The 23,564-nt window shown below is 71.9% G+C and carries 26 protein-coding genes; 14 read left to right on the top strand and 12 right to left on the bottom strand.

The window, feature by feature from the left end; all coding sequences use genetic code 11:
• Positions 1 to 24: 24 nt before the first annotated feature.
• From N3K63_RS06800 to glgA, 3 genes are all read right to left on the bottom strand, one after another.
• Entirely contained in the window at positions 25 to 276 is a 252-nt protein-coding gene (locus N3K63_RS06800; protein ID WP_261579413.1) for a type B 50S ribosomal protein L31, read from the bottom strand.
• A 78-nt stretch (positions 277 to 354) separates the two neighbouring features.
• Positions 355 to 1,143, bottom strand: coding sequence for an ABC transporter ATP-binding protein (locus tag N3K63_RS06795; RefSeq protein WP_261579412.1), 789 nt, complete (start codon positions 1,141 to 1,143; stop codon positions 355 to 357).
• A gap of 43 nt (positions 1,144 to 1,186) precedes the next feature.
• Positions 1,187 to 2,374 carry a glycogen synthase gene (gene glgA, locus N3K63_RS06790; RefSeq protein ID WP_261579411.1) on the bottom strand — a complete coding sequence of 396 codons (1,188 nt, stop codon included), beginning with the start codon at positions 2,372 to 2,374 and terminating at the stop codon, positions 1,187 to 1,189.
• 46 nt (positions 2,375 to 2,420) lie between these two features.
• Here glgA and glgC point away from each other — a divergent pair, with 46 nt between their 5' ends.
• From glgC to N3K63_RS06775, 3 genes are all read left to right on the top strand, one after another.
• Complete coding sequence (gene glgC, locus N3K63_RS06785; RefSeq protein ID WP_261579410.1) at positions 2,421 to 3,665, top strand: glucose-1-phosphate adenylyltransferase; 1,245 nt, start codon at positions 2,421 to 2,423, stop codon at positions 3,663 to 3,665.
• A 33-nt stretch (positions 3,666 to 3,698) separates the two neighbouring features.
• Positions 3,699 to 4,334, top strand: coding sequence for a phosphoserine phosphatase SerB (serB, locus tag N3K63_RS06780; protein ID WP_261579409.1), 636 nt, complete (start codon positions 3,699 to 3,701; stop codon positions 4,332 to 4,334).
• Positions 4,335 to 4,433: 99 nt separating this feature from the next.
• Complete coding sequence (locus N3K63_RS06775) at positions 4,434 to 5,135, top strand: alpha/beta fold hydrolase (protein ID WP_261579408.1); 702 nt, start codon at positions 4,434 to 4,436, stop codon at positions 5,133 to 5,135.
• 22 nt (positions 5,136 to 5,157) lie between these two features.
• On the opposite strand, the gene fabG is transcribed toward N3K63_RS06775, so the two are convergent.
• Positions 5,158 to 5,868 (bottom strand): 3-oxoacyl-ACP reductase FabG, encoded by a 711-nt coding sequence (fabG, locus tag N3K63_RS06770; protein WP_261579407.1) that lies wholly within the window; start codon positions 5,866 to 5,868, stop codon positions 5,158 to 5,160.
• A gap of 116 nt (positions 5,869 to 5,984) precedes the next feature.
• Between fabG and N3K63_RS06765 the strand changes: the two genes are divergently transcribed.
• From N3K63_RS06765 to N3K63_RS06750, 4 genes are read left to right on the top strand one after another with little or no spacing between them, the layout of a single operon-like run.
• Positions 5,985 to 6,560, top strand: a complete 576-nt coding sequence (locus N3K63_RS06765; RefSeq protein WP_261579406.1) for a DUF4190 domain-containing protein — start codon at positions 5,985 to 5,987, stop codon at positions 6,558 to 6,560.
• Between the two features lie 42 nt (positions 6,561 to 6,602).
• Positions 6,603 to 6,995, top strand: coding sequence for a DUF3099 domain-containing protein (locus tag N3K63_RS06760; RefSeq protein WP_261579405.1), 393 nt, complete (start codon positions 6,603 to 6,605; stop codon positions 6,993 to 6,995).
• Positions 6,992 to 7,195, top strand: a complete 204-nt coding sequence (locus tag N3K63_RS06755) for a hypothetical protein (RefSeq protein WP_261579403.1) — start codon at positions 6,992 to 6,994, stop codon at positions 7,193 to 7,195. Before N3K63_RS06760 ends, N3K63_RS06755 begins: the two co-directional genes overlap by 4 nt.
• Positions 7,192 to 8,040, top strand: coding sequence for an SURF1 family cytochrome oxidase biogenesis protein (locus N3K63_RS06750; RefSeq protein ID WP_261579402.1), 849 nt, complete (start codon positions 7,192 to 7,194; stop codon positions 8,038 to 8,040). Before N3K63_RS06755 ends, N3K63_RS06750 begins: the two co-directional genes overlap by 4 nt.
• Positions 8,041 to 8,102: 62 nt before the next feature.
• On the opposite strand, the gene N3K63_RS06745 is transcribed toward N3K63_RS06750, so the two are convergent.
• Positions 8,103 to 9,701 (bottom strand): ABC-F family ATP-binding cassette domain-containing protein, encoded by a 1,599-nt coding sequence (locus tag N3K63_RS06745; RefSeq protein ID WP_261579401.1) that lies wholly within the window; start codon positions 9,699 to 9,701, stop codon positions 8,103 to 8,105.
• A 207-nt stretch (positions 9,702 to 9,908) separates the two neighbouring features.
• On the opposite strand from N3K63_RS06745, the gene N3K63_RS06740 reads away from it, so the two are divergent.
• The 6 genes from N3K63_RS06740 (at position 9,909) to N3K63_RS06715 (ending at position 15,637) form a co-directional block, all read left to right on the top strand.
• Positions 9,909 to 10,559 carry a biotin transporter BioY gene (locus N3K63_RS06740; protein ID WP_261579399.1) on the top strand — a complete coding sequence of 217 codons (651 nt, stop codon included), beginning with the start codon at positions 9,909 to 9,911 and terminating at the stop codon, positions 10,557 to 10,559.
• 171 nt (positions 10,560 to 10,730) lie between these two features.
• On the top strand, positions 10,731 to 11,759 hold the full coding sequence (locus tag N3K63_RS06735; RefSeq protein ID WP_261579398.1) for an iron-siderophore ABC transporter substrate-binding protein: 1,029 nt from the start codon (positions 10,731 to 10,733) through the stop codon (positions 11,757 to 11,759).
• 149 nt (positions 11,760 to 11,908) lie between these two features.
• Complete coding sequence (locus tag N3K63_RS06730) at positions 11,909 to 12,811, top strand: FecCD family ABC transporter permease (protein ID WP_390895120.1); 903 nt, start codon at positions 11,909 to 11,911, stop codon at positions 12,809 to 12,811.
• Positions 12,811 to 13,878 carry a FecCD family ABC transporter permease gene (locus N3K63_RS06725; protein WP_261579395.1) on the top strand — a complete coding sequence of 356 codons (1,068 nt, stop codon included), beginning with the start codon at positions 12,811 to 12,813 and terminating at the stop codon, positions 13,876 to 13,878. The genes N3K63_RS06730 and N3K63_RS06725 overlap by 1 nt, the downstream gene beginning before the upstream one ends.
• Positions 13,875 to 14,720 (top strand): ABC transporter ATP-binding protein, encoded by an 846-nt coding sequence (locus N3K63_RS06720; protein ID WP_261579392.1) that lies wholly within the window; start codon positions 13,875 to 13,877, stop codon positions 14,718 to 14,720. The genes N3K63_RS06725 and N3K63_RS06720 overlap by 4 nt, the downstream gene beginning before the upstream one ends.
• An 11-nt stretch (positions 14,721 to 14,731) precedes the next feature.
• The gene (locus N3K63_RS06715; protein ID WP_261579391.1) at positions 14,732 to 15,637 is read left to right on the top strand and encodes a siderophore-interacting protein; all 906 of its coding nucleotides are present in this window, start codon (positions 14,732 to 14,734) and stop codon (positions 15,635 to 15,637) included.
• Between the two features lie 30 nt (positions 15,638 to 15,667).
• On the opposite strand, the gene N3K63_RS06710 is transcribed toward N3K63_RS06715, so the two are convergent.
• The 7 genes from N3K63_RS06710 to sufB all read right to left on the bottom strand — a co-directional run bounded on the left by N3K63_RS06710 (position 15,668) and on the right by sufB (position 22,312).
• On the bottom strand, positions 15,668 to 17,023 hold the full coding sequence (locus N3K63_RS06710) for an MFS transporter (RefSeq protein ID WP_261579389.1): 1,356 nt from the start codon (positions 17,021 to 17,023) through the stop codon (positions 15,668 to 15,670).
• The gene (locus N3K63_RS06705; RefSeq protein WP_261579387.1) at positions 17,020 to 18,180 is read right to left on the bottom strand and encodes a MalY/PatB family protein; all 1,161 of its coding nucleotides are present in this window, start codon (positions 18,178 to 18,180) and stop codon (positions 17,020 to 17,022) included. Before N3K63_RS06705 ends, N3K63_RS06710 begins: the two co-directional genes overlap by 4 nt.
• A 67-nt stretch (positions 18,181 to 18,247) precedes the next feature.
• Positions 18,248 to 18,577 carry a metal-sulfur cluster assembly factor gene (locus N3K63_RS06700; RefSeq protein WP_261579386.1) on the bottom strand — a complete coding sequence of 110 codons (330 nt, stop codon included), beginning with the start codon at positions 18,575 to 18,577 and terminating at the stop codon, positions 18,248 to 18,250.
• Positions 18,578 to 18,586: 9 nt separating this feature from the next.
• Complete coding sequence (gene sufC / locus N3K63_RS06695; RefSeq protein ID WP_261579385.1) at positions 18,587 to 19,369, bottom strand: Fe-S cluster assembly ATPase SufC; 783 nt, start codon at positions 19,367 to 19,369, stop codon at positions 18,587 to 18,589.
• Between the two features lie 14 nt (positions 19,370 to 19,383).
• On the bottom strand, positions 19,384 to 19,713 hold the full coding sequence (locus N3K63_RS06690; protein WP_261579384.1) for a non-heme iron oxygenase ferredoxin subunit: 330 nt from the start codon (positions 19,711 to 19,713) through the stop codon (positions 19,384 to 19,386).
• Positions 19,710 to 20,894, bottom strand: a complete 1,185-nt coding sequence (gene sufD / locus N3K63_RS06685; RefSeq protein ID WP_261579383.1) for a Fe-S cluster assembly protein SufD — start codon at positions 20,892 to 20,894, stop codon at positions 19,710 to 19,712. The genes N3K63_RS06690 and sufD overlap by 4 nt, the downstream gene beginning before the upstream one ends.
• Positions 20,894 to 22,312 carry a Fe-S cluster assembly protein SufB gene (gene sufB, locus N3K63_RS06680; RefSeq protein WP_261579382.1) on the bottom strand — a complete coding sequence of 473 codons (1,419 nt, stop codon included), beginning with the start codon at positions 22,310 to 22,312 and terminating at the stop codon, positions 20,894 to 20,896. Before sufB ends, sufD begins: the two co-directional genes overlap by 1 nt.
• Positions 22,313 to 22,565: 253 nt before the next feature.
• Here sufB and N3K63_RS06675 point away from each other — a divergent pair, with 253 nt between their 5' ends.
• Entirely contained in the window at positions 22,566 to 23,528 is a 963-nt protein-coding gene (locus N3K63_RS06675; protein WP_261579380.1) for a COX15/CtaA family protein, read from the top strand.
• Positions 23,529 to 23,564 lie beyond the last annotated feature (36 nt).

The raw sequence follows: 23,564 nt of genomic DNA, 5'->3' as shown, positions 1-23,564 counted from the left end.
GAGCGGGGCCTTCGGTGCGGCTGCTTACTTGCTGCCGAAGTTCTTGAAGCGCTGGTTGAACTTCTCGACGCGGCCGGCCGAGTCCATGATGCGCTGCTTGCCCGTGTAGAACGGGTGCGACGCGGACGAGATCTCGACGTCGATGACGGGGTACGTCACGCCATCGAGCTCGATCGTCTTCTCGCTGGAGACGGTCGAACGGGTGAGGAAGGTCTCGCCGGAGCCGAGGTCGCGGAACACGACGGCCTGGTACTCGGGGTGGATGTCAGTCTTCATGGGTTTCCTTACGTGGTGCCCTGGATTTTGCCAGGGCGAGGGAAGTCTGCGGTGCGAGCGCACCAAAGAGCGATTCTATCAGACGGAGGCGGCCCGTGCCGCGTAGCGGCCGTCGGCCTCGCTCAGCACGATCTCGATGCCGAAGGTGCGGGTCAGCGCCTCGGCGGTGAGGGTCTCGGCGAGGGGCCCCTGGGCCACGACCTCGCCATCGCCCAGCAGCAGCACGTGGGTGAAGCCCACCGGGATCTCCTCGACGTGGTGGGTGACCATGACCATCGCCGGGGTGGTGGGCTCGGAGGCGTAGCCGCTGAGCAGCTGCAGCAGCTCTTCGCGGGCGCCGAGGTCGAGGCTGGCGCTCGGCTCGTCGAGCAGCAGCAGCTCGGGGTCGGTCATCACCGCACGCGCGATCTGCACGCGCTTCTGCTCGCCGTCGGAGAGGGTGCCGAACGTGCGCTCGGCCAGGTGCTCGAGCTTCCACGCGGCCAGCACGCGGCGGGCGCGGCGCTCGTCGATCGACTCGTACTCCTCGTTCCAGCGGCCGAGCACCGAGAACGCCGCGGTGAGCACGACGTCGAGCACGGTCTCCTCCGGCGGCACGCGGCGTGCCATCGCCGAGGAGGCGAAGCCGATGCGGGGGCGCAGTTCGAACACGTCGGTGCGGCCGAGCCGCTCGTCGAGGATCGTCACCTCGCCGCTGGTGGGGTGCAGCAGCGTGGCGGCCAGCTGCAGGATCGTGGTCTTGCCGGCGCCGTTGGGGCCGAGCACCACCCAGCGCTGATCGTCGGTGACGGTCCAGTCGATGTGATCGATGATGTTGCGGGTGTTGCGGCGGACGACGACATCGGCGAACTCGAGGACCTGCGGCATGGCTCCACCCTATCGGTCGGCGCGCCGCGCGCCGGGAGCCACGTCAGCCCGCGGCGACCTCGCGGTACAGCGCCAGGGTCTCGTCGGCGATGGCCTGCCAGCTGAACGCCTCGGCCGCGCGGGTGCGGCCGGCCGCACCGTAGGCGCGCGCCTTGTCGGGGTCGCTCACGACCTCGGTGAGGGTCGCCGCGAGGTCGGCGACGAACCGCTCCGGGTCCAGCGGCGTGCCGGTGCCGTCCTGCACCTGCTCGATCGGCACGAGACGGCCGGTCACGCCGTCGACGACGACCTCGGGGATGCCGCCGGTCGCGGTGCCGACGACGGCGACCCCGCACGCCATGGCCTCGAGGTTGACGATGCCGAGCGGCTCATACACCGACGGGCATACGAAGGTGGTGGCCTGGCTGAGGATGGCGCAGAGCTGGTCGCGCTGCAGGAACTCCTCGATCCAGACGACGCCCTCGCGGGTGGCCTGCAGGCCCTCGACCAGGCCCCGCACCTCGTCCATGATCTGCGGGGTGTCGGGGGCGCCGGCGCAGAGGATGATCTGCACGTCCTCCGGCAGCCGCTCGGCGGCGCGCAGGAAGTAGGGCAGCCCCTTCTGGCGGGTGATGCGCCCCACGAAGACCACCGACGGGCGGCTGGGGTCGATGCCGTGGGCGGCCAGCAGCGCCTCGTCGGTGACGGGGCGCCACGACTCCACGTCGATGCCGTTGTAGATGACGCGCACCTTGTCGGGGTCCAGCGACGGGTAGCTGCGCAGGATGTCCTGCCGCATGCCCTCGCTGACGGCGACGATGGCGGCAGCGCCCTCGTAGGCGGTCTTCTCGATGTGACTCGACACCGCGTAGCCGCCGCCGAGCTGCTCGGCCTTCCAGGGCCGCATCGGCTCGAGCGAGTGCGCCGTGACCACGTGCGGGATGCCGTGGAGGAGGCCCGCGATGTGGCCGGCGAAGTTGGCGTACCAGGTGTGGCTGTGCACGACGTCGGCACCGGCGACGCCCCCGACGATCTCGAGGTCGGTGCCGAGGGTCTGGATCGCGGCGTTGGCGCCGGACAGCTCGGACGGCACGCCGTAGGCGGTCGTGTCGACCTCGTCGCGCGGCGCGCCGAACGCGCGCACCTGCACCTCGACGCGCTCGCGCAGCGCGCGCACGAGCTCGGTCACGTGCACCCCGGCACCGCCGTAGATCTCCGGCGGGTATTCCTTCGTGACGATGTCGACTCGCATGCCTCGAACGCTAGTACAGGTGCCCGGGGCGGCATAGTGTGGGGGCATGCCAGCAGCGCCGAAGGTGTTCGGAATCGTCCTCGCCGGAGGCGAGGGCAAACGACTCATGCCCCTGACGGTGGACCGCGCCAAACCCGCGGTGCCCTTCGGAGGCCAATACCGCCTCATCGACTTCGCGATCTCGAACCTCATCAACTCGGGGCTTCGCCAGATCGTCGTGCTGACCCAGTACAAGTCGCACAGCCTCGACCGCCACATCTCGCAGACGTGGCGCATGTCGGCGCTCCTGGGCGCCTACGTCGCCTCGGTGCCGGCGCAGCAGCGACTGGGCAAGCGCTGGTTCTCGGGCTCGGCCGACGCGATCCTGCAGTCGCTCAACCTCGTCCACGACGAGAAGCCCGACATCGTCATGGTCATCGGCGCCGACCACGTGTACCGGATGGACTTCGAGCAGATGCTCGAGGCGCACATCGCCTCCGGCGCGAAGGCCACCGTCGCCGGCATCCGCCAGCCGATCTCGCTGGCCAACCAGTTCGGCGTCATCGACGTCGACCCGGTCGACAACATCACCATCCGCGACTTCCTCGAGAAGCCCCAGAACCCCAACGGGCTCTCGGACAATCCGGGCGAGGTGCTCGCGTCGATGGGCAACTACATCTTCGATGCCGACGCGCTCATCGAGGCGGTGCGCAGCGACGGTGAGCTGCCCACGTCCGACCACGACATGGGCGGCGACATCATCCCCTACTTCGTGGCCCGCGGCGAGGCCGCCGTCTACGACTTCAAGCGCAACGACGTGCCCGGCTCGACCGAGCGCGACCGCGACTACTGGCGCGACGTCGGAACGCTCGACTCGTTCTTCGACGCGCACATGGACCTCATCTCCACGCTGCCGGTGTTCAACCTGTACAACATGGCGTGGCCGATCCACTCGCAGGCGCTGAACTCGCCGCCGGCGAAGTTCGTGCGCGACAGCGTGGGACGCATGGGCAATGCGATCGACTCGATCGTCTCGCTGGGGTCGGTGCTGTCGGGAACCCATCTGGAGCGCAGCGTCGTGGGTCCCTGGACCCTCTCCGGCGGCGGATCGACCATCACCGACTCGGTGCTGTTCGACCATGTGAGCGTGGGAGCGGGGGCGCGCGTGCACCGGGCGATCCTCGACAAGAACGTCGTGCTCGATCCCGGCGCGACCGTCGGGGTCGACCGCGAACGCGACCTCGCCCGCGGCTACACCGTCACCGACAGCGGCATCACCGTCGTCGGCAAGAACGCGCACGTCACACGATGAGGGCCCGCCGCGGGCTGCGGCTACGCTCGTGGGGTGCCTGACGCCCGCTTCCTCGTCGTCTTCGACGCCGATTCCACGCTGATCCGCAACGAGGTCATCGAGCTCATCGCCGACGAGGCGGGGCGCGGGCCCGAGGTGGCCGCGGCCACCGAGGCCGCCATGCGCGGCGAGGTCGACTTCGCCACGAGCCTGCGCTCGCGCGTGGCGGCGCTGCGGGGCGTGCCGGTCGCCGGCTTCGCCCGGGTGCTCGCACGCATCGAGCCCACACCCGGCGTGCGCGAGCTGATCGCCGCGATCCACGACCGCGGCGGGATCGCCGCCGTGGTCTCGGGCGGTTTCCACGAGATCCTCGACACCGTCGCCCCGCAGCTGGGCGTCGACGTGTGGCGCGCGAACCGCCTGGCGGTGCAGGACGGCGCGCTCACCGGCGTGGTCGACGGCGAGATCGTGGATGCCGAGGGCAAGGCGGCCGCGCTCACGGCCTGGGCCGCCGAGCTCGGGGTGCCGCTGCGCCGCACGATCGCGGTCGGCGACGGCGCCAACGACCTGCGCATGATGGCGGTGGCTGGGCTCGGCGTCGCGTTCAACGCGAAGCCCGCCGTGCGCCGGCAGGCCGACATCGTCGCGGCGCGGGTGGACCTCGCCGAGCTGATCCCGCTCCTGCCCTGACCCTCCCCGCCGCCGGTCTGTCCGCCACCGGTCTGTCCGCCGCGGGTCCGTCCGATGCCGGTCTTTCCGACGTCGGAGGCCGGAGGTAACGTCGCGACCATGAAGGTCATCCTCGTTCCCGGTCTCTGGCTCGACGCGTCCTCGTGGGATCCGGTGCTGCCCGCGCTGCGCGCAGCCGGCCTCTATCCGCTCCCCCTCACCATGCCGGGCGTCGGTGCGCCGGCCTCCGACTCCGCCGACATCGGCATCTCAGACTGGGTCGACGCCGTCGTCGCCGAGATCGACCGTTCGCCCGAGCCGGTGGCCCTCGTCGGGCACAGCGGCGGCGGCAATGTGGTGTGGGGCGCCGCCGACCGGCGCCCCGATCGCGTGCGGCGGGTCGTGTTCGTCGACACCATCCCCCCGCACCCCGGCGGTCAGATCTCGGAGTTCCCCGTCGTCGACGGCGTGATCCCGTTCCCGGGGTGGGACTTCTTCGACGACGAAGACACCCACGACCTCGACGCGGCGACGCGGACGGCGTCCGAGCCGCTCACCCGCAGTGTGCCGGCGCGCGTGCCCACCGACGAGATCGTGCTCGACGGCGGGCGCCACGGCGTGCCGGCGACGCTGCTGATGGGCGCGCTCGACGAGCCGGAGTTCCGCCGCCTCGTGGCGACGTGGGGCCCGTACGGTGAGGAGTTCGCGGCGATCGGCGACGCCGAGGTCGTGCGCCTCGACACCGCGCACTGGCCGCAGTTCTCGGCGCCGGAGCGCCTGTCGGAGCTGCTCGCGACCGCCCTGACGCGCGGCGGCGCCTGAGCGGGGGTGCGCGTGAGAGCGGTCAGTGCCCCATGCCGAGTCCGCCGTCGACGGGGATGACGGCACCGGAGATGTAGGCGGCGTCGTCGGAGGCGAGCCAGGTGACGACGCCCGCGACCTCGTCGGCCGTGGCGAAGCGGCCGGCGGGGATGTTGCGCTGGTACTCGGCCTGCGTGTCGGCGGGCAGCGCCGCGGTCATGTCGGTCTCGATGAAGCCGGGCGCCACGACGTTGGCGGTGATGCCGCGGGCGCCGAGTTCGCGGGTGAGCGAGCGCGCGAAGCCCACGAGGGCGGCCTTGGACGAGGAGTAGTTGATCTGACCGGCCGAGCCGTAGAGCCCGACGACGCTGGAGATGAGGATGACGCGCCCCCACTTGGCGCGCAGCATGCCCTTGGACGCGCGCTTGACGACGCGGAACGTCCCGCCGAGGTTCGTCGAGACCACCGAGTCGAAGTCGTCCTCGGTCATGCGCAGCAGCAGCGTGTCCTTCGTGATGCCGGCGTTGGCCACGACCACGGCCACCGGTCCGAGCTGCTGCTCGACCTCGGTGAACGCGGCATCCAGCGACGCGGCGTCGGTGACGTCGGCGCGCACGGTGAGCGTGCCCTCGGGTCCCTCGCCGGAGCGGGCGGTGACGGCCACGCGGTACCCCTCGGTGACGAAGCGCTCGGCGATGGCGCGGCCGATGCCGCGGTTTCCGCCGGTGACGAGGACGACGCGATCGGTGGACATGGCACTCCTGAGGACGGTGACGCGGGAACCGCTCCAGCCTAGCCCGGGCGCCGAGCGGCGCACCCGGGCGCCGGGGCCGCACCGATACGCTGGAGACCCGCGCCATTGGAGGAAACGTGTCGGACAGCAACACCCCTGGGGACCCGTCGCCGCAGCCCGCGACCCCCTACACCCCGCCCCCGGCCTCGCCTTCGCTGCAGCCGCCGGTCTACGGTCAGCCGGCGTACGGCGCCGCGCCGCAGAGCCCCCCGCCTCCCGCCGCGCCGCAGCCGCCGACCTACGCGCAGGCCGCTCCCGGCCAGCCGCCCTACCCGATCAGCGGCTCCGCCCCCTACGGCGCGCCGCAGCAGCCCTACGGCACACCCCCGCAGGCCTACGGCGCCCCGCAGCAGCCGTACGGCTACGGCTATGCGGCGCCGCGGCGCACCAATGCGCTGGCCGTCGTCTCCCTCGTCAGCTCCCTCGCCGGCTTCGTGCTGGCCTGGACCTGGGTGCTGGCCCTCGGCGTCGTGGCCGGTGTGATCACCGGGCACATCGCGCTCGGCCGGATCAAGCGCACCGGCGAGGGCGGCCGTGGCATGGCCCTGGCCGGCGTCATCGTCGGGTGGGTGGGCATCGGGCTGGGAGTGCTCGGCATCCTCGCCTTCGCGATGTTCTTCGCGGTCGGCTCGTCGTACGGCTCGTACTCCTGAGGGCGCGCCGCGTGCCCGTAGCGCGCGTACCCTGGAGACACCGTGAAGCACAACCCCGCCCAGTCGGCGACCTCGCTGCCACGCGCCCCGCGCGACGAGGCGCACACGCGCATGACGAAGTACTTCCTCATGATGAGCGTGCGCGTCGTCTGCTTCGTGCTCATGGTGGTCATCACCCCCTACGGCTGGTACACGTTCGTCCTGGCGATCGGCGCGGTCTTCCTGCCCTACGTCGCGGTGGTCATCGCGAATGTGGGGGTCAGCGGCCCGCGCGAGGGCGTCGTCTCGCCGGAGCGCTCGTTGCCGGCGGCCCCGGCCGCGCCGGCGGTGCCGGCCGCCGAGACCGGCGTGATCCGCATCCACGAGGCCGGTCGCACGCCCGCGCCCGCACCGGAGCCCACGCCGGAGCGCGACCCGGACAGCGACGCGTCGTGAGCGAGCGGATCTGCTCCCGGGCCGGATGCCGGGATGACGCGGCATGGCAGGTGGTGTGGCGCAACCCCCGCATCCACGGGCCGGAGCGCCGCAAGATCTGGCTGGCCTGCGACGCGCACGTGGACTACCTGAAGGACTATCTCGCCGCGCGCGACTTCCCCGTCGAGGTCGTCGCCTTCTCCGAGGAGGTCGCCTCGTGAACCGTCGCACCGCGCTGCGGTGGAGCGGCTACGTCGCCTTCGCCGTCGTGTTCGCCATCGCCTGCGCCGTGCTCTCGCACTGGCAGTTCGACCGCAACGCCGGGCGCGAGGCGCAGCTCGACCTGATCGCGACCAACTACGACGCCGAGGCGATGCCGCTGGAAGAGCTCATCCCCGAGGGCGAGGAGTTCACCGGCGCGCTGCAGTGGCACCCGACGACCCTCACCGGCAGCTACCTGCCCGACGAGACCCTGCTGGCACGCAACCGCGCCCACGGCGGCACGAGCGCGTTCGAGGTGCTCGTGCCCTTCCGCACCGACGACGGCCGTGTCGTCATCGTCGACCGCGGCTGGCTGGCGCCCGGCGCCGACCAGCCCCTCCCCGACGAGATCCCCGCCCCGCCCGCCGGCGAGGTCACCGTGGTCGTGCGGCTGAAGGCAGGGGAGCCCCTCCCCTCGTCGGGCCGCTCGGCGCCGGACGGACAGGTGCCCACCATCAACGTGCCGCTCATCGCCGACGCGATCGCCTCGGGTGAGGACGTGCTGACCGGTGCCTACGGACTGCTCGTGTCGGAGGATCCCGCCCCCGCGACCGCACCCAACCCGCTGGACGCGCCGTCGGACGACCCGGGTCCGCACCTCTCGTACGCGATCCAGTGGATCCTGTTCGCCGTGATGGGCTTCATCTTCATCTGGTACATGATCCGCACCGAGATCCGTCACCGCCGCGAGGACGCCGAGGATGCCGCGGCCGCCGCCGTCGGCGAGGCTCCCCCGCGCCGCCGGGGCAAGCGCCGCGACCGCGACGCCGAAGCCGAGGACGAACTGGTCGACGCCGGGCGCTGAGCCCGCCGCATCCGCCCCGCGGGCACGCACCGGCACGCCGCGGCGCGCGCTCGGGGGCGCGATCAGGCGAGCGTGATGAGGTCGATGTAGTCGCGACCCCAGATGTCCTCGACGCCGTCGGGCAGGATCAGCACCCGCTCGGGGTTGAGGGCCTGCACCGCGCCCTCGTCGTGCGAGACGAGCACGACCGCGCCCTCGTAGTGCGCCAGCGCGCCGAGGATCTCTTCGCGGCTGGCGGGGTCGAGGTTGTTGGTGGGCTCGTCGAGCAGCAGCATGTTGGCGCTGGAGACCACGAGCGTCGCCAGCGAGAGGCGCGTCTTCTCACCGCCGGAGAGCACCCCGGCGGGCTTGAGCACGTCATCGCCGGTGAACAGGAACGAGCCGAGCACCTTGCGGGCCTCGGTGGCGGTGATGTCGGGGGCGGCCGACATCATGTTCTCCAGCACCGACCGGTTGACGTCGAGGTTCTCGTGCTCCTGCGCGTAGTAGCCGATCTTCAGGCCGTGGCCGGGTTCGAGCTGACCGGTGTCGGGCTTGTCGACGCCGGCGAGGATGCGCAGCAGCGTGGTCTTGCCGGCGCCGTTGAGGCCGAGCACGACCACTTTCGAGCCGCGGTCGATGGCCAGGTCGACGTCGGTGAAGATCTCCAGCGACCCGTACGACTTCGACAGGCCCGACGCCATGAGCGGGGTCTTGCCGCAGGGCGCGGGCTTGGGGAAGCGCAGCTTGGCGACGCGGTCTTCCTGGCGCACCTCTTCCAGCCCCGACAGCATCTTCTCGGCGCGCGCGACCATCTGGTGGGCGGCGGCGGCCTTGGAGGCCTTCGCTCCGAAGCGTGCCGCCTGCAGCTGCAGCGCGGTCGCCTTCTTCTCGATGTTGACGCGCTCCTTCTTGCGGCGCTCCTCATCGGCCACCCGCTGACGCAGGTAGTTCTTCCAGTTCATGTTGTAGACGTCGATGACCTGACGCATGGCATCCAGGTAGAACACCCGGTTCACGGTCTCGCCGACCAGTTCGACGTCGTGGCTGATCACGATCAGCCCGCCCTTGTAGTTCTTCAGGAACTCGCGCAGCCACACGACGCTGTCGGCGTCGAGGTGGTTGGTGGGCTCGTCGAGGATCATCGTCTGCGCGTCCGAGAACAGGATGCGGGCCAGCTCGATGCGGCGGCGCTGACCGCCCGAGAGCGTCTTCAGCGGCTGGTCGAGGATGCGGTCGGGCAGCGAGAGGTTGTGGGCGATCGAGGCCGCCTCCGCCTCGGCGGCGTATCCGCCGAGGGCTTCGAAGCGCTCGGTGAGGTTGCCGTAGCGTCGCATCGCCTTGCCGGCGACCTTCTCGTCGGCGTCGCCCATCTGCAGCGATGCCTCGTGCATCTGCAGGGCGAGCGTGCCGAGGCCGCGGGCATCGAGGATGCGGGTGCGGGCGAGCATCTCGGGGTCGCCGGTGCGCGGGTCCTGCGGCAGGTAGCCCAGTTCCCCCGAGCGCTCCACCTTGCCGTCGGCGGGGATGAGGTCACCGGCCAGCACCTTGGTCAGCGTGGTCTTGCCGGCGCCGTTGCGGCCGACGAGGCCGATCTTGTCGCCGTCGGACACGCGGAACGACACATCCGCCATGAGCGTGCGAGCGCCCACGCGGATCTCGAGGTCGTGCACGGCGAGCACAGCGGACGTCCAATCGCATCAGGGGTGGAGAGTGGCCGAAGGGCCAGCCTCCCAGTATAGATCGGGCGCCCCGTCGTCGGATTCCGACAGGGAATCGCGGCATCCTTCGGCGCCGTCCCACACACCCGCGCACCCCACCCGCCCCTAGGCTGAGCGGGACGCCGCCCGGGCCGGTCCCGTGGCGCCCACCCATCGAAGGAGATCCGCATGACGATCGCCGCTCCCGCGCCCCGCGTCCTCGCCGACGCCCTGGTGCGCCCGTCCACCCTCCTGCGCGCCCTCGCCGCCGATGCCGCGCTCGTCGCCGTCGGCGCGGGGCTGGTCGCCGTCCTGGCGCAGGTCATCGTGCCGATGTGGCCGGTGCCCATCACCGGGCAGACCCTCGGCGTGCTGCTGGTCGGCGCGAGCCTGGGCGCCGTGCGCGGCGCCGCCTCGCTCGCCCTCTACGCGGGCCTCGGCCTCGTGGGCCTGCCGGTGATGGCGCCACAGACCGACGGCAGCCACATCACCGGCCTCGCGCTGCTGGCCACCCCCAGCTTCGGGTACGTCATCGGCTTCGTCGTGGCAGCCCTCGTCGTCGGCCGCCTCTCCGAGCTGCAGTGGGACCGCAAGGTTCCCCGCGCGATCGTGGCCTTCGTCGCCGGCTCGGCGATCATCTACGCGGTGGGCCTGCCGTGGCTGGCCGCCGTGCTGTCCACCCTCGGCGTCGCCCAGGGGCCGGCGCTGCTGACGGCGACGCTGCAGGCGGGCATCCTGCCCTTCCTCCTCGGCGACGCCGTGAAGGCGCTCATCGCCGGCGCGCTGCTGCCGCTCGCCTGGGCGGGTGTGCGCGCGGTCGACCGCGCGAAGCGGGACTGAGCGCAGCCTCCGGCGCACCGACGAGGCCCCGCATCCGCCGTGACGGCGATGCGGGGCCTTCGTCATGTGCCGCGCGCGACCTTCAGGCAGACTGCAGCGGATTTGGCATGAGCGGCGGTGAGCGACCTAAAGTAAGCCTGTCCTTACTTCCACAGCACCGGAGGAAACCCCATGCCCCGACTCCGCACCGCGGCCGTCCTGACCGCGGCGACCGCGCTTCTGCTCACCGGCTGCGCCTCGTCGGGAAGCACCCCCGCCTCCCCCGCCTCCGGCGCCGCGAGCGGCGATGCGTTCCCCGTCACCATCACCCACGCGCTCGGTGAGACGACGATCGACAGCAAGCCCGAGCGGGTCGCCACGATCGCCTGGGGCAACCAGGATGTCGCCCTCGCCCTGGGCGTCGCGCCCGTCGGCACCGACACGCAGGTGTGGGCGTGGAGCGGCACGGCCGAGCCGGGCCTGTACGAGTGGACCACCGACAAGCTCGACGAGCTGGGCGCCGAGACCCCGACGCTGTTCGACGTCACCGACGGCGTCGACTTCGAGGCGATCGCCGACACCGCCCCCGACGTCATCCTCGCCGCCCAGTCGGGCCTCAGCGAGGAGGACTACACGACCCTCAGCGGTATCGCACCGGTCGTCTCCTACCCCGACATCCCCTGGTTCACGCCGTGGCGCGACCAGATCACGCTCGACGCCGAGGCGCTGGGCCTGAAGGCCGAGGGCGAGAAGCTCGTCACCGACCTCGAGGCGCAGATCGCCGACGCGACCGCCGACGCCGGCTTCGCCGGGAAGAGCGCCGCGTTCTTCTACGCCAGCGCCGCCGATCTGTCGACGGTGTCGCTGTACACCGGCGGCGACTCGCGCACCGCACTGCTGCACGACCTCGGCTTCGACCTGCCGCAGGTGGCCGTCGACGCCGCCGAGGAGGGCTCGTTCTACCTCGACTTCAGCGCCGAGAACGCCGACCAGCTCGCCGACGTCGACGTGATCGTCACCTACGGCGACGACACCCTGCTGCCGGCACTGCAGGCCGACCCGCTGTGGAGCACCCTCCCCGCCGTGAAGAACGGCGCCGTCGTCGTCGTCGGCGAGGGCGACGCCTACAGCGCCGCCGTCAGCCCCACCCCGCTGTCGATCCCGTGGGTGCTCGAGCGCTACGTCGCCGATCTCAAGGACGCGGCAGCGAAGGTCCAGTGACCGACACCCTCGCCGCCACCCGCCGCGCGCCCACCCCCGGGGGGGGGGCGGGGCGGGGCGGGGGGGGGGGGGTCATCGCGATCGCCGCGGTGGTGGTGTCGGTGGTCGTCTCGCTCTCATTCGGGTCGCGCCCGGTCAGCGTCGACCAGGTGGTCCTCGGCATCTCGACGTGGCTGCGCGGTGAGACCCCCACCGACATCGGCGCCCTCGCGGTGCAGAGCCGCATCCCCCGCACGGTGCTGGCGCTGCTCGCCGGCGCCGCCCTGGCACTGTCGGGCGCCCTCATGCAGGCCATCACCCGCAATCCCCTCGCCGATCCCGGCATCCTCGGGGTCAACACCGGCGCCGCGCTGGCCGTCGTGATCGGCATCGCCTTCCTCGGCGTCTCGAGCGCGTTCGGCTATCTGTGGCTCGCGCTGATCGGGGCCTTCCTCACCGCGTTCTTCGTCTACTTCGTCGGCTCTGTGGGCCCCGGCGGCACCACTCCCATCAAGCTCGCGCTGGCGGGGGCGGCCACCACGGCGGCGCTGTCGTCGCTGGTCTCGGCGATCCTGCTGCCCCGTCAGGCCGTCATGGACGAGTTCCGGTACTGGCAGATCGGCAACGTCGGTCGCGCCGACTGGAGCACGCTCGGGGTCATCGTGCCGGTGCTGGTGATCGGCACCGTCATCGCGCTGGTGTGCGCCTCGGCGCTCAACGCCCTCGCCCTCGGCGACGACGTGGCGGTCGGCCTCGGCGTGCGCGTGGGGCGCATCCGCATCGTGGCCGCCGTGGCCGGCGTGGGCCTGTGCGCCGCGGTGACCGCCGTGGCCGGGCCCATCGGGTTCGTCGGCCTCATGGTCCCCCACGCCGTGCGGCTGGTCTCCGGCTCCGACCAGCGGTGGCTGCTGCCCCTGTCGGCCCTGGGCGGCGCAGTGCTGCTCACCCTCGCCGACACCGTCGGCCGTGTGATCGGCTCGCCGGGCGAGGTGGAGGCCGGCATCATCACCGCCTTCCTCGGCGCCCCGGTGCTCATCGCCATCGCACGCCGCACCCGGATGAAGGCGATGTGATGACCACTCTCACCCCGGCCGCCCTCCCCGTCGTCACCGACGCTCAGCTCGACGCGCTGCGCACCGGCCGGCGCCACCGCTCCCGCCGCCGCACGATCGCCATCGTCGTCATGTGCGCGATCGTCGTGGTGCTGTTCGCGGCGATGCTCATGCTCGGCAACACGATCTACCCGGTCTCGGACGTGCTCGCCGTGCTCGCCGGCCAGCAGGTGCCGGGCGCCTCGTTCACCGTCGGCTCCCTCCGGCTGCCGCGCGCCCTGACGGCGGTGCTCGCCGGGATCGCCTTCGGCGTGGCCGGCTCGACGTTCCAGACGATGCTGCGCAACCCCCTCGCCAGCCCCGACGTGATCGGCATCACCTCCGGCGCGAGCGCGGCGGCGATCCTCTCGCTCATCGTGCTGCACTGGAGCAGCGGCGCGACGATGGCCCTGGCCCTGGGCGCGGGCATCCTCACCGCCGTGGTCATCTATCTCGCCGCGCGCGGGGGCGAGTCCACCGGCGGCCGCCTCATCCTCATCGGCATCGGTGTGGGCGCCATGCTCGACGCGGTCGTTGCCTACCTGCTGCTGCGTGCGGCGGTGTGGGACCTCTCGGTCGCCGCACGCTGGATGACCGGCAGCCTCAACGGCTCGCGGATGGAGGACGTGCCGCCGCTGGCCATCGCCGTGCTGGTGCTCGTGCCCGTCGTGCTGCTGCTCTCGCGCGACCTGGGCGCGCTCGAGCTCGGCGACGCCTCGGCGACCGCGCTGGGGGTGCGCGTCGACCGCAGCCGGGTGCTGCTGGTGGTGGCGGCCGTGGCGCTGGCGTGCTTCGCCACGGCGACCACCGGCCCCATCGCCTTCGTGGCGTTCCTCGCCGGTCCCATCGCCGCCCGCATCGTCGGTCCCGGCGCGCCGGTGATCCTGCCGGCCGCCCTCACCGGCGCGTGCCTCGTGCTCGCCGCCGACCTGCTCGGGCAGTTCGCCTTCGACACGAAGTTCCCGGTCGGCGTCATCACCGGCATCCTCGGTGCGCCGTACCTCATCTACCTGCTCATCCGAACCAGCCGCCGCGGAGGATCGTCATGACCGCACAGCACGCCATCCGCACCGAGGGGCTGGTCTCCGGGTACGGCGGCACGACCGTCGTCGACGGGGTCGACCTGCAGATCCCCGCCGGCCGGATCAGCGTCATCGTCGGGGCCAACGCCTGCGGCAAGTCGACGCTGCTGAAGACGATGGCGCGGCTGCTGCCCGCCCAGCAGGGCAGCGTCGTGCTCGACGGCACGCGCATCGACCAGATCCCCACCAAGGAGCTCGCCCGCACCCTGGGGCTCCTCCCCCAGCAGCCGGTGGCCCCCGAGGGCATCGCCGTGGCCGACCTCGTCGGCCGCGGCCGCCACCCGCACCAGAAGCTGTTCCGTTCGTGGACGGCCGCCGACGACCGCGCCGTGGCCGAGGCCCTCGCCGCGACCGGCGTGCTCGAGCTCGCCGACCGCGCCGTCGACGAGCTGTCGGGCGGTCAGCGCCAGCGCGTGTGGATCGCGATGGCCCTCGCGCAGGAGACCGGCGTGCTGCTGCTGGACGAGCCCACCACCTTCCTCGACGTGTCGCACCAGATCGAGGTGCTCGACCTGCTCACCGACCTCAACCGGGTGCGCGGCACCACGATCGTCATGGTGCTGCACGACATCAACCTGGCCGCGCGCTACGCCGACCACCTGTTCGCGCTGCGCCGCGGGCGGCTGATCGCCGGCGGACCGCCGGCCGAGGTCGTCACCAGCGAGCTGGTGCGCGACGTGTTCGACCTGGACGCCCTGGTGATCCCCGACCCGGTGTCGGGTGCCCCCATGGTCCTGCCGCGCGGCCGCCACCACGTGCTCACCGCGCACGCGCAGGCCCCCGCCCCCACATCCGTCCCCGCCCCCTGAGGAGACCCCCGATGACCGACGAGCGCCCCCTGAGCCGCTTCTTCCGCGCCCGTGTCACCGCGATCGCCGACATCACGCCGAGCTTCCGCCGCTTCACCTTCGGCGGCCCCGACCTCGCCGACTACGGCGACCCCGGACTCGACCAGCGCATCAAGATCGTCTTCCCCACCGCCGCCACCCCGATCGACGACATGCCCACCGGCGAGGACTGGTGGACCCAGTGGCGCGAGATGGACGAGCACCGGCGTCCCCCGTTCCGCACGTACACGACCCGCTACGTGCGCAACCACCTGGCCGAGGTCGACGTCGACATGGTCTCCCACGACGTGCTCGGGCCCGCCTCGGCGTGGATCGCCGACGCGCAGGTGGGCGACGAGGTGCTCATCTACGCCCCCACCACCGCGCACGAGGGCGTCAGCTACGGCATCGACTTCGTGCCCCCGGCCCACACCGACGACATCCTGCTCGCCGGCGACGAGACCGCCGCCCCGGCCATCGCGGTCATCCTCGAGCAGCTGCCCGCCCAGGCGCGCGGTGTGGTGGTGCTGGAGGTGCCCGACGAGGGCGACGCCGCCTACCTGCCCGCCCACCCCGGCTTCGCCTACCACGTCGCCGCGCGCGGCGGCACCCGCCACGAGCACCTGGTGGCCGCCGTCGCCGACGCGGCGGGGCACCTCGTGCCCGCCGGCCGCGGCGCCGACGTGGAGGAGATCGACATCGACCGCGACATCCTGTGGGAGGTGCCCCGCACCGCCAAGGGCGGGGCCGCGCTGAAGAAGGCGCCGCTGTACGCGTGGCTGGCCGGCGAGGCGGGAGCCATCAAGACCCTGCGCCGCCACCTGGTCACCGCGCAGGGCGTCGACCGGCGCGCGGTGGCGTTCATGGGCTACTGGCGGCTCGGCAAAGCCGAGGTCTGAGCCCCGAACCCGAGCGCCTGGGCGCCTGCGTCAGACCGCGGCGGGCGCGGCGCGGCGCGCGAGGCGCAGCCCCGGCACGAAGGCCAGCACGGCCAGCGCGGTGGAGACGGCGAACACGGCCGGGAACCCGGCATCCGTGCCCGCCAGCGCGGTGAACACGAGACCCATGACGGCGATGGATGCCGCCGAGCCGACGTTCTCGGATATCGACAGCGCCGACGAGTTGAACCCCTGGTTGCGGGGCGTCGAGTACGCGAGGGTCAGCACGGTGAGCCGCGGGTACATGAGGCCCATGCCGGCGCCGGCGAGCGACCAGCCCGCCACGAGCACGACCGCCGGCAGGTGCCACCAGGCGGTGAGGGCCGCCGTCGCCGTCGCGGTGACCAGCAGCACCCCGCCGATGAGGGCGATGCGGGTGCTGCCGATGCGGTCGCCGTGGGCGCCCTGCACCCACGAAGCGCCCGCCCAGGTGAGGGCGGCGGCGGTCAGGCCGAGGCCCGCCCACACCGGCGAGAAGCCGAAGTCGTCGATCAGCAGGTAGGGGATGTAGATCTCGGCGCCGAACAGGGCCGCCGCGATGAGCCCGCGCATGAGCACGACGCTGGGAAGCCCCCGCCCGGCCCGCAGCGTGCGCGCCGGCAGCAGCGGGCGCACGGCGAGGGCGATGACGGCCACCGAGACGGCCACCGCGGCGCCCGCCCACGGCCCGGCCTCGCCCGCCAGGCTGATGCCGAGTGCACCGACGGCGACGGCGACGGCGCACATCAGGCGCGGCCAGACACGGTCGTCGGAGGGGTGCTCGGTGCCCAGCGGGGTGCCCCACAGCCGCACCGCCACCAGGGCGAAGGCGACCACCGTGAGGGCGGCGACACCCAGGAACACCCAGCGCCAGTGCAGATACTCGGTCACCGCGCCGGCCAGGAAGGGGCCGACGAGCGAGGGCACCACCCAGGCGGCGGAGAACGCGGCGAACACCTTGCCGTGCAGCACCGCCGGGTACACCCGCGCGACGACGACGTACAGCGCGACGGTCTGGCCGCCGGTGCCGAGGCCCTGCACGAGCCGGCCGACGACCAGCGCGGGCATCGAGGGCGCGAGCCCCGCGATGAGCAGTCCCACCACGAACAGCGCCACCGCGATCGTCAGCGGCCACACCGGGTCGGAGCGGTCGCTCCACGCGCCCACCGCCACCATGCCGATGACGCTCGTGGCGAGCGTGCCGGCGAACGCGACGGCGTACAGCGCGGCGCCGTCGAGCTCGGCGCTGACCACCGGCATCACCGTGGTCACCGCCAGCGACTGCATGGCGGCCAGGAAGATGAGCGCGATCGCCCCCGCCGTCACCCAGCCGCGCGGCGAGCTCCAGATCGTGCCGGGCGCGCTCACGCGCGGGCCAGGGCGCCGATCCGGGCGACCGCCTCACGCAGCACGTCGGGACCGCAGCCGAAGTTGATCCGTGCGTGGCCGAGCCCGCCGGCGCCGAAGTCGGGGCCGCGCTGCAGCGCCACGCGGGCGCCGTGCAGCACCGCCTCGGCGGGGTCGTCGCCCCAGCCGTAGGCCGAGAGGTCGATCCAGCCGAGGAAGCCGGCGTCGGGAACGACGAAGCGCGCCTCGGGCAGGTGCTCGGTCAGCAACGCGGCGAGCAGGTGCCGGTTCTCGTCGAGGCGTGCCAGCAGGGCGTCGAGCCATGCGTCGGATGCCGGGGCGAACGCGGCGCGGGTGGCGATGGCACCCAGGAGCCCCGTGCGCCACTCCACCTCGCGCGGCAGGCCGCGCACGACCCGGGTGGTGTGCGCTGCGGCGGTGACGATGAGGGCGCACTTGAGGCCGGCGAGGTTGAACGCCTTCGACGAGCTGGTGATGGCGTACCCCACCTCCGCGGCATCCTCGCCGGCGGCCAGGAACGGGGTGAACCCCGTGCCGGGCTGGGCCAGCGGCGCGTGGATCTCGTCGCTGACGACCACGGCGCCGTACCGGCGCGCGATCGCGGCGAGCCGGGCGAGGGTCTCGCGGGAGTGCACGGTGCCGGTGGGGTTGTGGGGGTTGCACAGCAGCACGGCGCGCGCGCCGGCTGCCAGCGCCGCCTCGATGCCGGCGAGGTCGAGCGACCAGCCGGCGCCGGTGGCCGCCAGCGGCACCGAGCGGGGCACGCCGCCGGCCTCTTCGACGCAGAAGAAGAACGGCGGGTACACCGGCGGGGTGACCACGACCTCGTCGCCCGGGGCGATGACGCCCCGCAGCACCTCGACGACGGCCATCATCACGTCGCCCGTCCAGTCCACTCGCGCCGGGTCGACCTCCCAGCCGTAGCGCCGGGCGGCGAACGCGGCGAACACGTCGCGCAGCCCCGGGTCGGGCGGCGTGTAGCCGGTGTCGCCGATCGCCACGGCCTCGGCCAGCGCCTCGCGGATCGGCTCGGCGAGCGGGAAGTCGGTCTCGGCGACGAACATCGGCAGCACGTCGTGCGGATGAGTGCGCCACTTCGTGCTCGACCGGCGACGAAGGGTCTCCAACGGCAGGGCTTCGAGGGGGGTGACGCTCACTCGACGAGCCTAGCGAACCGACACCGCGGGCCCCGGTCGTGCGACGCCCGGTTTCAGGGAGCTGGGCTCAGATGGCGAAGCCGAGCGCGCGCATCATGTCGCGCCCGTCGTCGGTGATGCGCTCGGGACCCCACGGCGGCATCCACACCCAGTTGATGCGGAACCGGTCGACGACGTCGTCCAGCGCCTGCGCGGTCTGCTCCTCGAGCACGTCGGTGAGCGGGCACCCGGCGCTGGTGAGGGTCATGTGGATGACGAGGGCGTCGTTCTCCTCGTCCCAGCTGAGGTCGTAGATGAGGCCCAGATCGACGACGTTGATCCCGAGCTCGGGATCCATCACATCCTTGAGCGCCTCGGTGACGTCGTCGAACTTCTCGGGGCTGAGCGTCGCGGTCATGCCTCGATCCTAGGCCTCGACAGCGGCGGCGGGCTCGTCCACGCCCGTGACATAACGGTCGTAGCCCTCGTCCTCCAGGCGCGCGGCCAGCTCGGGCCCGCCCTCCTCGGCGATGCGGCCGGCGACCATGACGTGCACGAAGTCGGGCTGGATGTAGCGCAGGATGCGGGTGTAGTGGGTGATCAGCAGCACGCCGAGGCCGGTGGCCTCCTTGGCGCGGTTGACACCCTCCGACACGATCTTCAGCGCGTCGACGTCCAGACCCGAGTCGGTCTCGTCGAGCACGGCGATCTGCGGGCGCAGCACCTCGAGCTGGAGGATCTCGTGGCGCTTCTTCTCGCCGCCGGAGAACCCCTCGTTGACGTTGCGCTGGGCGAACTTCGGGTCCATGCGGAGGTTGCGCATGGCCTCCTTGACGTCCTTGGTCCACGCGCGGATCGCCGGCGCCTCGCCGTCGATCGCGGTCTTCGCGGTGCGCAGGAAGTTGGTGACCGTCACCCCGGGGATCTCGACGGGGTACTGCATGGCCAGGAACAGGCCGGCGCGGGCCCGCTCGTCCACCGCCATGGCGAGGACGTCCTCGCCGTCGAGGGTGATGGTGCCGCTGGTGACGGTGTACTTCGGGTGACCGGCGATCGTGTAGGCGAGCGTCGACTTGCCCGAGCCGTTGGGGCCCATGATCGCGTGGGTCTCACCGGTGCGCACGGTCAGGGTCACGCCGTTGAGGATGGGCGTCGTGCCGGCATCCGTCTCGACCGTCACGTGCAGGTCGCGGATCTCGAGAACAGCCATGATGCGTTTCCTTCTCAGTTCACTTCTTTGGTCACCGCGGGGTCGATGAGCACATCGTCGCCCTCGATGGTGACCTGGTAGACGGGCACCGGCTCGTAGGCCGGGAGGTTCAGGGGGCGGCCGGTGCGCAGCGAGAACGCCGAGCCGTGCGCCCAGCATTCGAGGGTCTCCCCCTCGACGAAGCCCTCCGACAGCGAGATCTCGCCGTGGGTGCAGGTGTCGCCGATCGCGTGCACCTCGCCCTGGGAGTCGAGCACGACGGCGATCGGGACGCCGTCGACCTCGACGCGCACGGCGGTGTCCTGCTCGAGCGCGCTGAGGCTGAGCACCTTCTGTGCGCTCATGCGCGGATGCCTTCGGCCAGCTCGGTCTCGATGGCCTCGATGAGCTCCTCCTCGAGGGCCGGGATGCCGGTCTTCTGCACGATCTCGCTGAGGAAGCCGAGCACGACCAGGCGCCGGGCCTCATCTTCGGAGATGCCGCGGGCCTGCAGGTAGAACAGCTGCTCGTCGTCGAAGCGACCGGTGGCGCTGGCGTGGCCGGCCCCGACGATGTCGCCGGTCTCGATCTCGAGGTTCGGGATCGAGTCGGCGCGCGCGCCGTCGGTGAGCACCAGGTTGCGGTTGGCCTCGTACGAGTCGGTGCCCACGGCATCCGGCCCGATGAGCACGTCGCCGATCCACACGCTGCGGGCGCCCTGGCCCTGCAGCGCGCCCTTGTAGAGCACGTCGCCGACGGTGTGCGGGCCCTTGTGGTGCAGGTACACCTGGCTCTCGAAGTGCTGCCCGGCGTCGGCGAACGACAGGCCGAAGAGCTTGCCGTTCGCACCGGCGCCGGCGAGCTCCACCGACGGGTTCACACGCACGACGCCGCCGCCGAGGGTGACGACGATGTGGGTGAGCGCGGCGTCACGGTCGACGCGCGCCTGGTGCGAGGCCAGGTGCACGGCCTCGTCGTCCCAGCGCTGCACCGAGATGACGGTCAGCGCCGCCCCGTCGCGCACGATGATCTCGACGTTCTGGGCCTGGTGGGCGACGCCCTCGTGGCGGAGCACGACGGTGCCGCGGGACTGCGGCTGGGCCTCGATGACGACGTGGGCGTGCGCGGTGCCGCCGGTGCCGGTCAGGCGCACGACGACGGGCTCGTCCAGCTCCACCCCCGCGGGGATGCGGATGAGGGGCGCCGAGGCCTCCTGCGACCAGGCGATCGCGGCGGGCAGGTCCTCGGGTCGGAACACCTCGCCGCGCGGGGCCTCGCCGGGGGCGAGACGCAGCTGCTCGACCTCGCGGGGCGCGGTGACCTCGACGCCGATGACGCCGGTGGGGCCGGCCTCGTCGACGAACAGGGGCGCGAGCCGGTCGGTCGGGGTGTGCTTCCAGTTGACCTCACGGCCCGTCGGCACGCCGAAATCGGCGGGCGCGAACGAGGTGGGGCGCGCCGAACGGGTCTGCACGGGAACGAACGCGGCGGCAGGGTCGATGTGCCCCTGTGCGCGGTCGACAGGGGCTTGTGTCGCTGTCGTCATCAGCCGACGGATCCTTCCATGCCCATCTCGATGAGCTTGTTCAGCTCGAGGGCGTACTCCATGGGCAGCTCGCGGGCGATCGGCTCGATGAAGCCGCGCACGATCATCGCCATCGCCTCGTCTTCGGGCATGCCGCGGCTCATGAGGTAGAACAGCTGCTCTTCGCTGACCTTCGAGACGGTGGCCTCGTGGCCGAGCTGCACGTCGTCGACGCGGATGTCGATGGCCGGGTAGGTGTCGGAGCGCGAGATCGAGTCGACCAGCAGCGCGTCGCAGCGCACCGTGTTGGCGGAGTGGTGCGCGTTGGCGTCGACGCGCACCTCACCGCGGTAGCCGGCGCGGCCGCCGCCGCGGGCGATCGACTTCGAGACGATCGAGGACTGCGTGTAGGGCGCCATGTGGATCATCTTCGCGCCGGCGTCCTGGTGCTGACCGGGACCGGCGAAGGCCACCGAGAGCGTCTCGCCCTTGGCGTGCTCGCCCATGAGGAAGATCGACGGGTACTTCATCGTCACCTTGGAGCCGATGTTGCCGTCGACCCACTCCATCGTCGCGCCCTCGTGGGCCACGGCCCGCTTGGTGACGAGGTTGTAGACGTTGTTCGACCAGTTCTGGATCGTCGTGTAGCGCACGCGGGCGTTCTTCTTCACGATGATCTCGACGACGGCGGAGTGCAGCGAGTCGCTCTTGTAGATCGGGGCGGTGCAGCCCTCGATGTAGTGCACGTACGAGCCCTCGTCGGCGATGATGAGCGTGCGCTCGAACTGGCCCATGTTCTCGGTGTTGATGCGGAAGTAGGCCTGCAGCGGGATCTCGACGTGCACGCCCGGGGGCACGTAGACGAACGAGCCGCCCGACCACACCGCGGTGTTCAGCGCCGCGAACTTGTTGTCGCCGGCGGGGATGACGGTGCCGAAGTACTCCTCGAAGAACTCCGGGTGCTCGCGCAGCGCGGTGTCGGTGTCCATGAAGATGACGCCCTGCTTCTCGAGCTCGGCGTTGATCTGGTGGTAGACCACCTCGGACTCGTACTGGGCGGCGACGCCGGCCACGAGGCGGGCGCGCTCGGCCTCGGGGATGCCGAGCTTCTCGTAGGTGTTGCGGATCTCCTCGGGGAGGTCCTCCCACGACTGCGCCTGCTTCTCGGTGGAGCGCACGAAGTACTTGATGTTGTCGAAGTCGATCTCCGACAGGTCGGCACCCCAGGTGGGCATCGGCTTGCGGCCGAACAGCTGGTACCCCTTCAGACGGGTCTTCAGCATCCATTCGGGCTCGGACTTGAGGGCGGAGATCCCGCGCACCACGTCCTCGTTGATGCCGCGTTGCGCGACGGCGCCCGCGGCATCGGTGTCGTGCCAGCCGAACTCGTAGACGCCGAGTCCTTCGAGTTCCGGTCGGTCGATCAGCACATCCGACATGGCTATTCCTCCTTCGAACCCAGCGGTGTCATCCGCTCCGGCATTCCCTCACCCTCGGGAGTGGCGAGGGCGGTTCTGCCGCTGTCAGGGTCGCTTGCTTCGGGGTCCGAACACGGCCGCGGCCGCGCCTAGACTTGAGTGGATGCCGGGCGCTCGGCGCCTGGCAACTCCCACCCGTCAAGTCTACAGGCTATGCCCCACCCCCGGCGTGGCCCGGGCGCTCCCCTCGAGCGCCGTTCCAGGAGGCGCAAGCATGTCCGCCCAGACCACGACCACCCCCGCCGACGCCCCGCCTGCCGGCGGCTGGCTCCCGACTCGCGTGGACGGCCGCATCCGGGGCGTCGCCTGGGCCAACTTCGTCGGCAACACGGTGATCATCGCCACCGGCGGCGCCGTGCGCCTCACCGGCTCGGGCCTGGGCTGCCCCACGTGGCCCACCTGCACGCCCGACTCGCTCGTTCCCACCGAGGAGCTCAGCTACCACTCGATCATCGAGTTCGGCAACCGTCTCATGAGCCCGCTGCTGGGCCTGTTCGCCCTGGCGCTGCTGGTGCTGGTCTGGCGCCTGCGCGTCGAGCGCCGCGACCTCTTCGTCCTCAGCTGGATCGTGATGGTCGGCATCCTCGCCCAGGCCCTCGTCGGCGGCATCACGGTGTGGACAGGGCTGAACCCCTTCATCGTCGGGTTCCACTACGTCGCGTCACTGTCACTGGTGTGCGTGACGGCCGCCCTGCTGGTGCGCCTGTACACCGTGCCGGGCCCGCGGGTGCGCGTCGTGCCGCGCTGGTACGCCATCACCACCCACGTGACGACGCTGGTGCTGGCGATCACGATCGTCTTCGGCGTGCTGACCACCGGGGCCGGCCCGCACTCGGGCGACGCCGCCGTCGGCCGCAACGGCTTCGACGCCGAGGTGCTCGAGCACGTGCACGCCTGGCCGGGCTACGCGCTGCTGGCGCTCACCGTCTTCCTCACCGTCGCCGCGTGGCTGCGCCACCTCCCCACCCGCCGGTGGATCACCGCCCTGCTGGCGGTGGAGGTCGTGCAGATCCTGCTGGGCATCTACCAGGCCCGCAACGGCCTGCCCGAGCTCGTCGTCGGCGTGCACATGGTGCTCGCCGCCCTCACCGCCGCCGCCATGACCGTGGTCGTGCTGCGGCTGAAGGCCCCGGCATCGCAGGCGCAGGCGCCGGCGGTGCACACAGCCGGCTCATAGCGGGGGCATCGGGGGCTCCGATCCTCGGCGGTCACA

This window comes from Microbacterium festucae (assembly GCF_025421715.1).
Lineage (GTDB): Bacteria > Actinomycetota > Actinomycetes > Actinomycetales > Microbacteriaceae > Microbacterium > Microbacterium festucae.
This window is presented reverse-complemented; position numbering and strand designations above follow the sequence as displayed.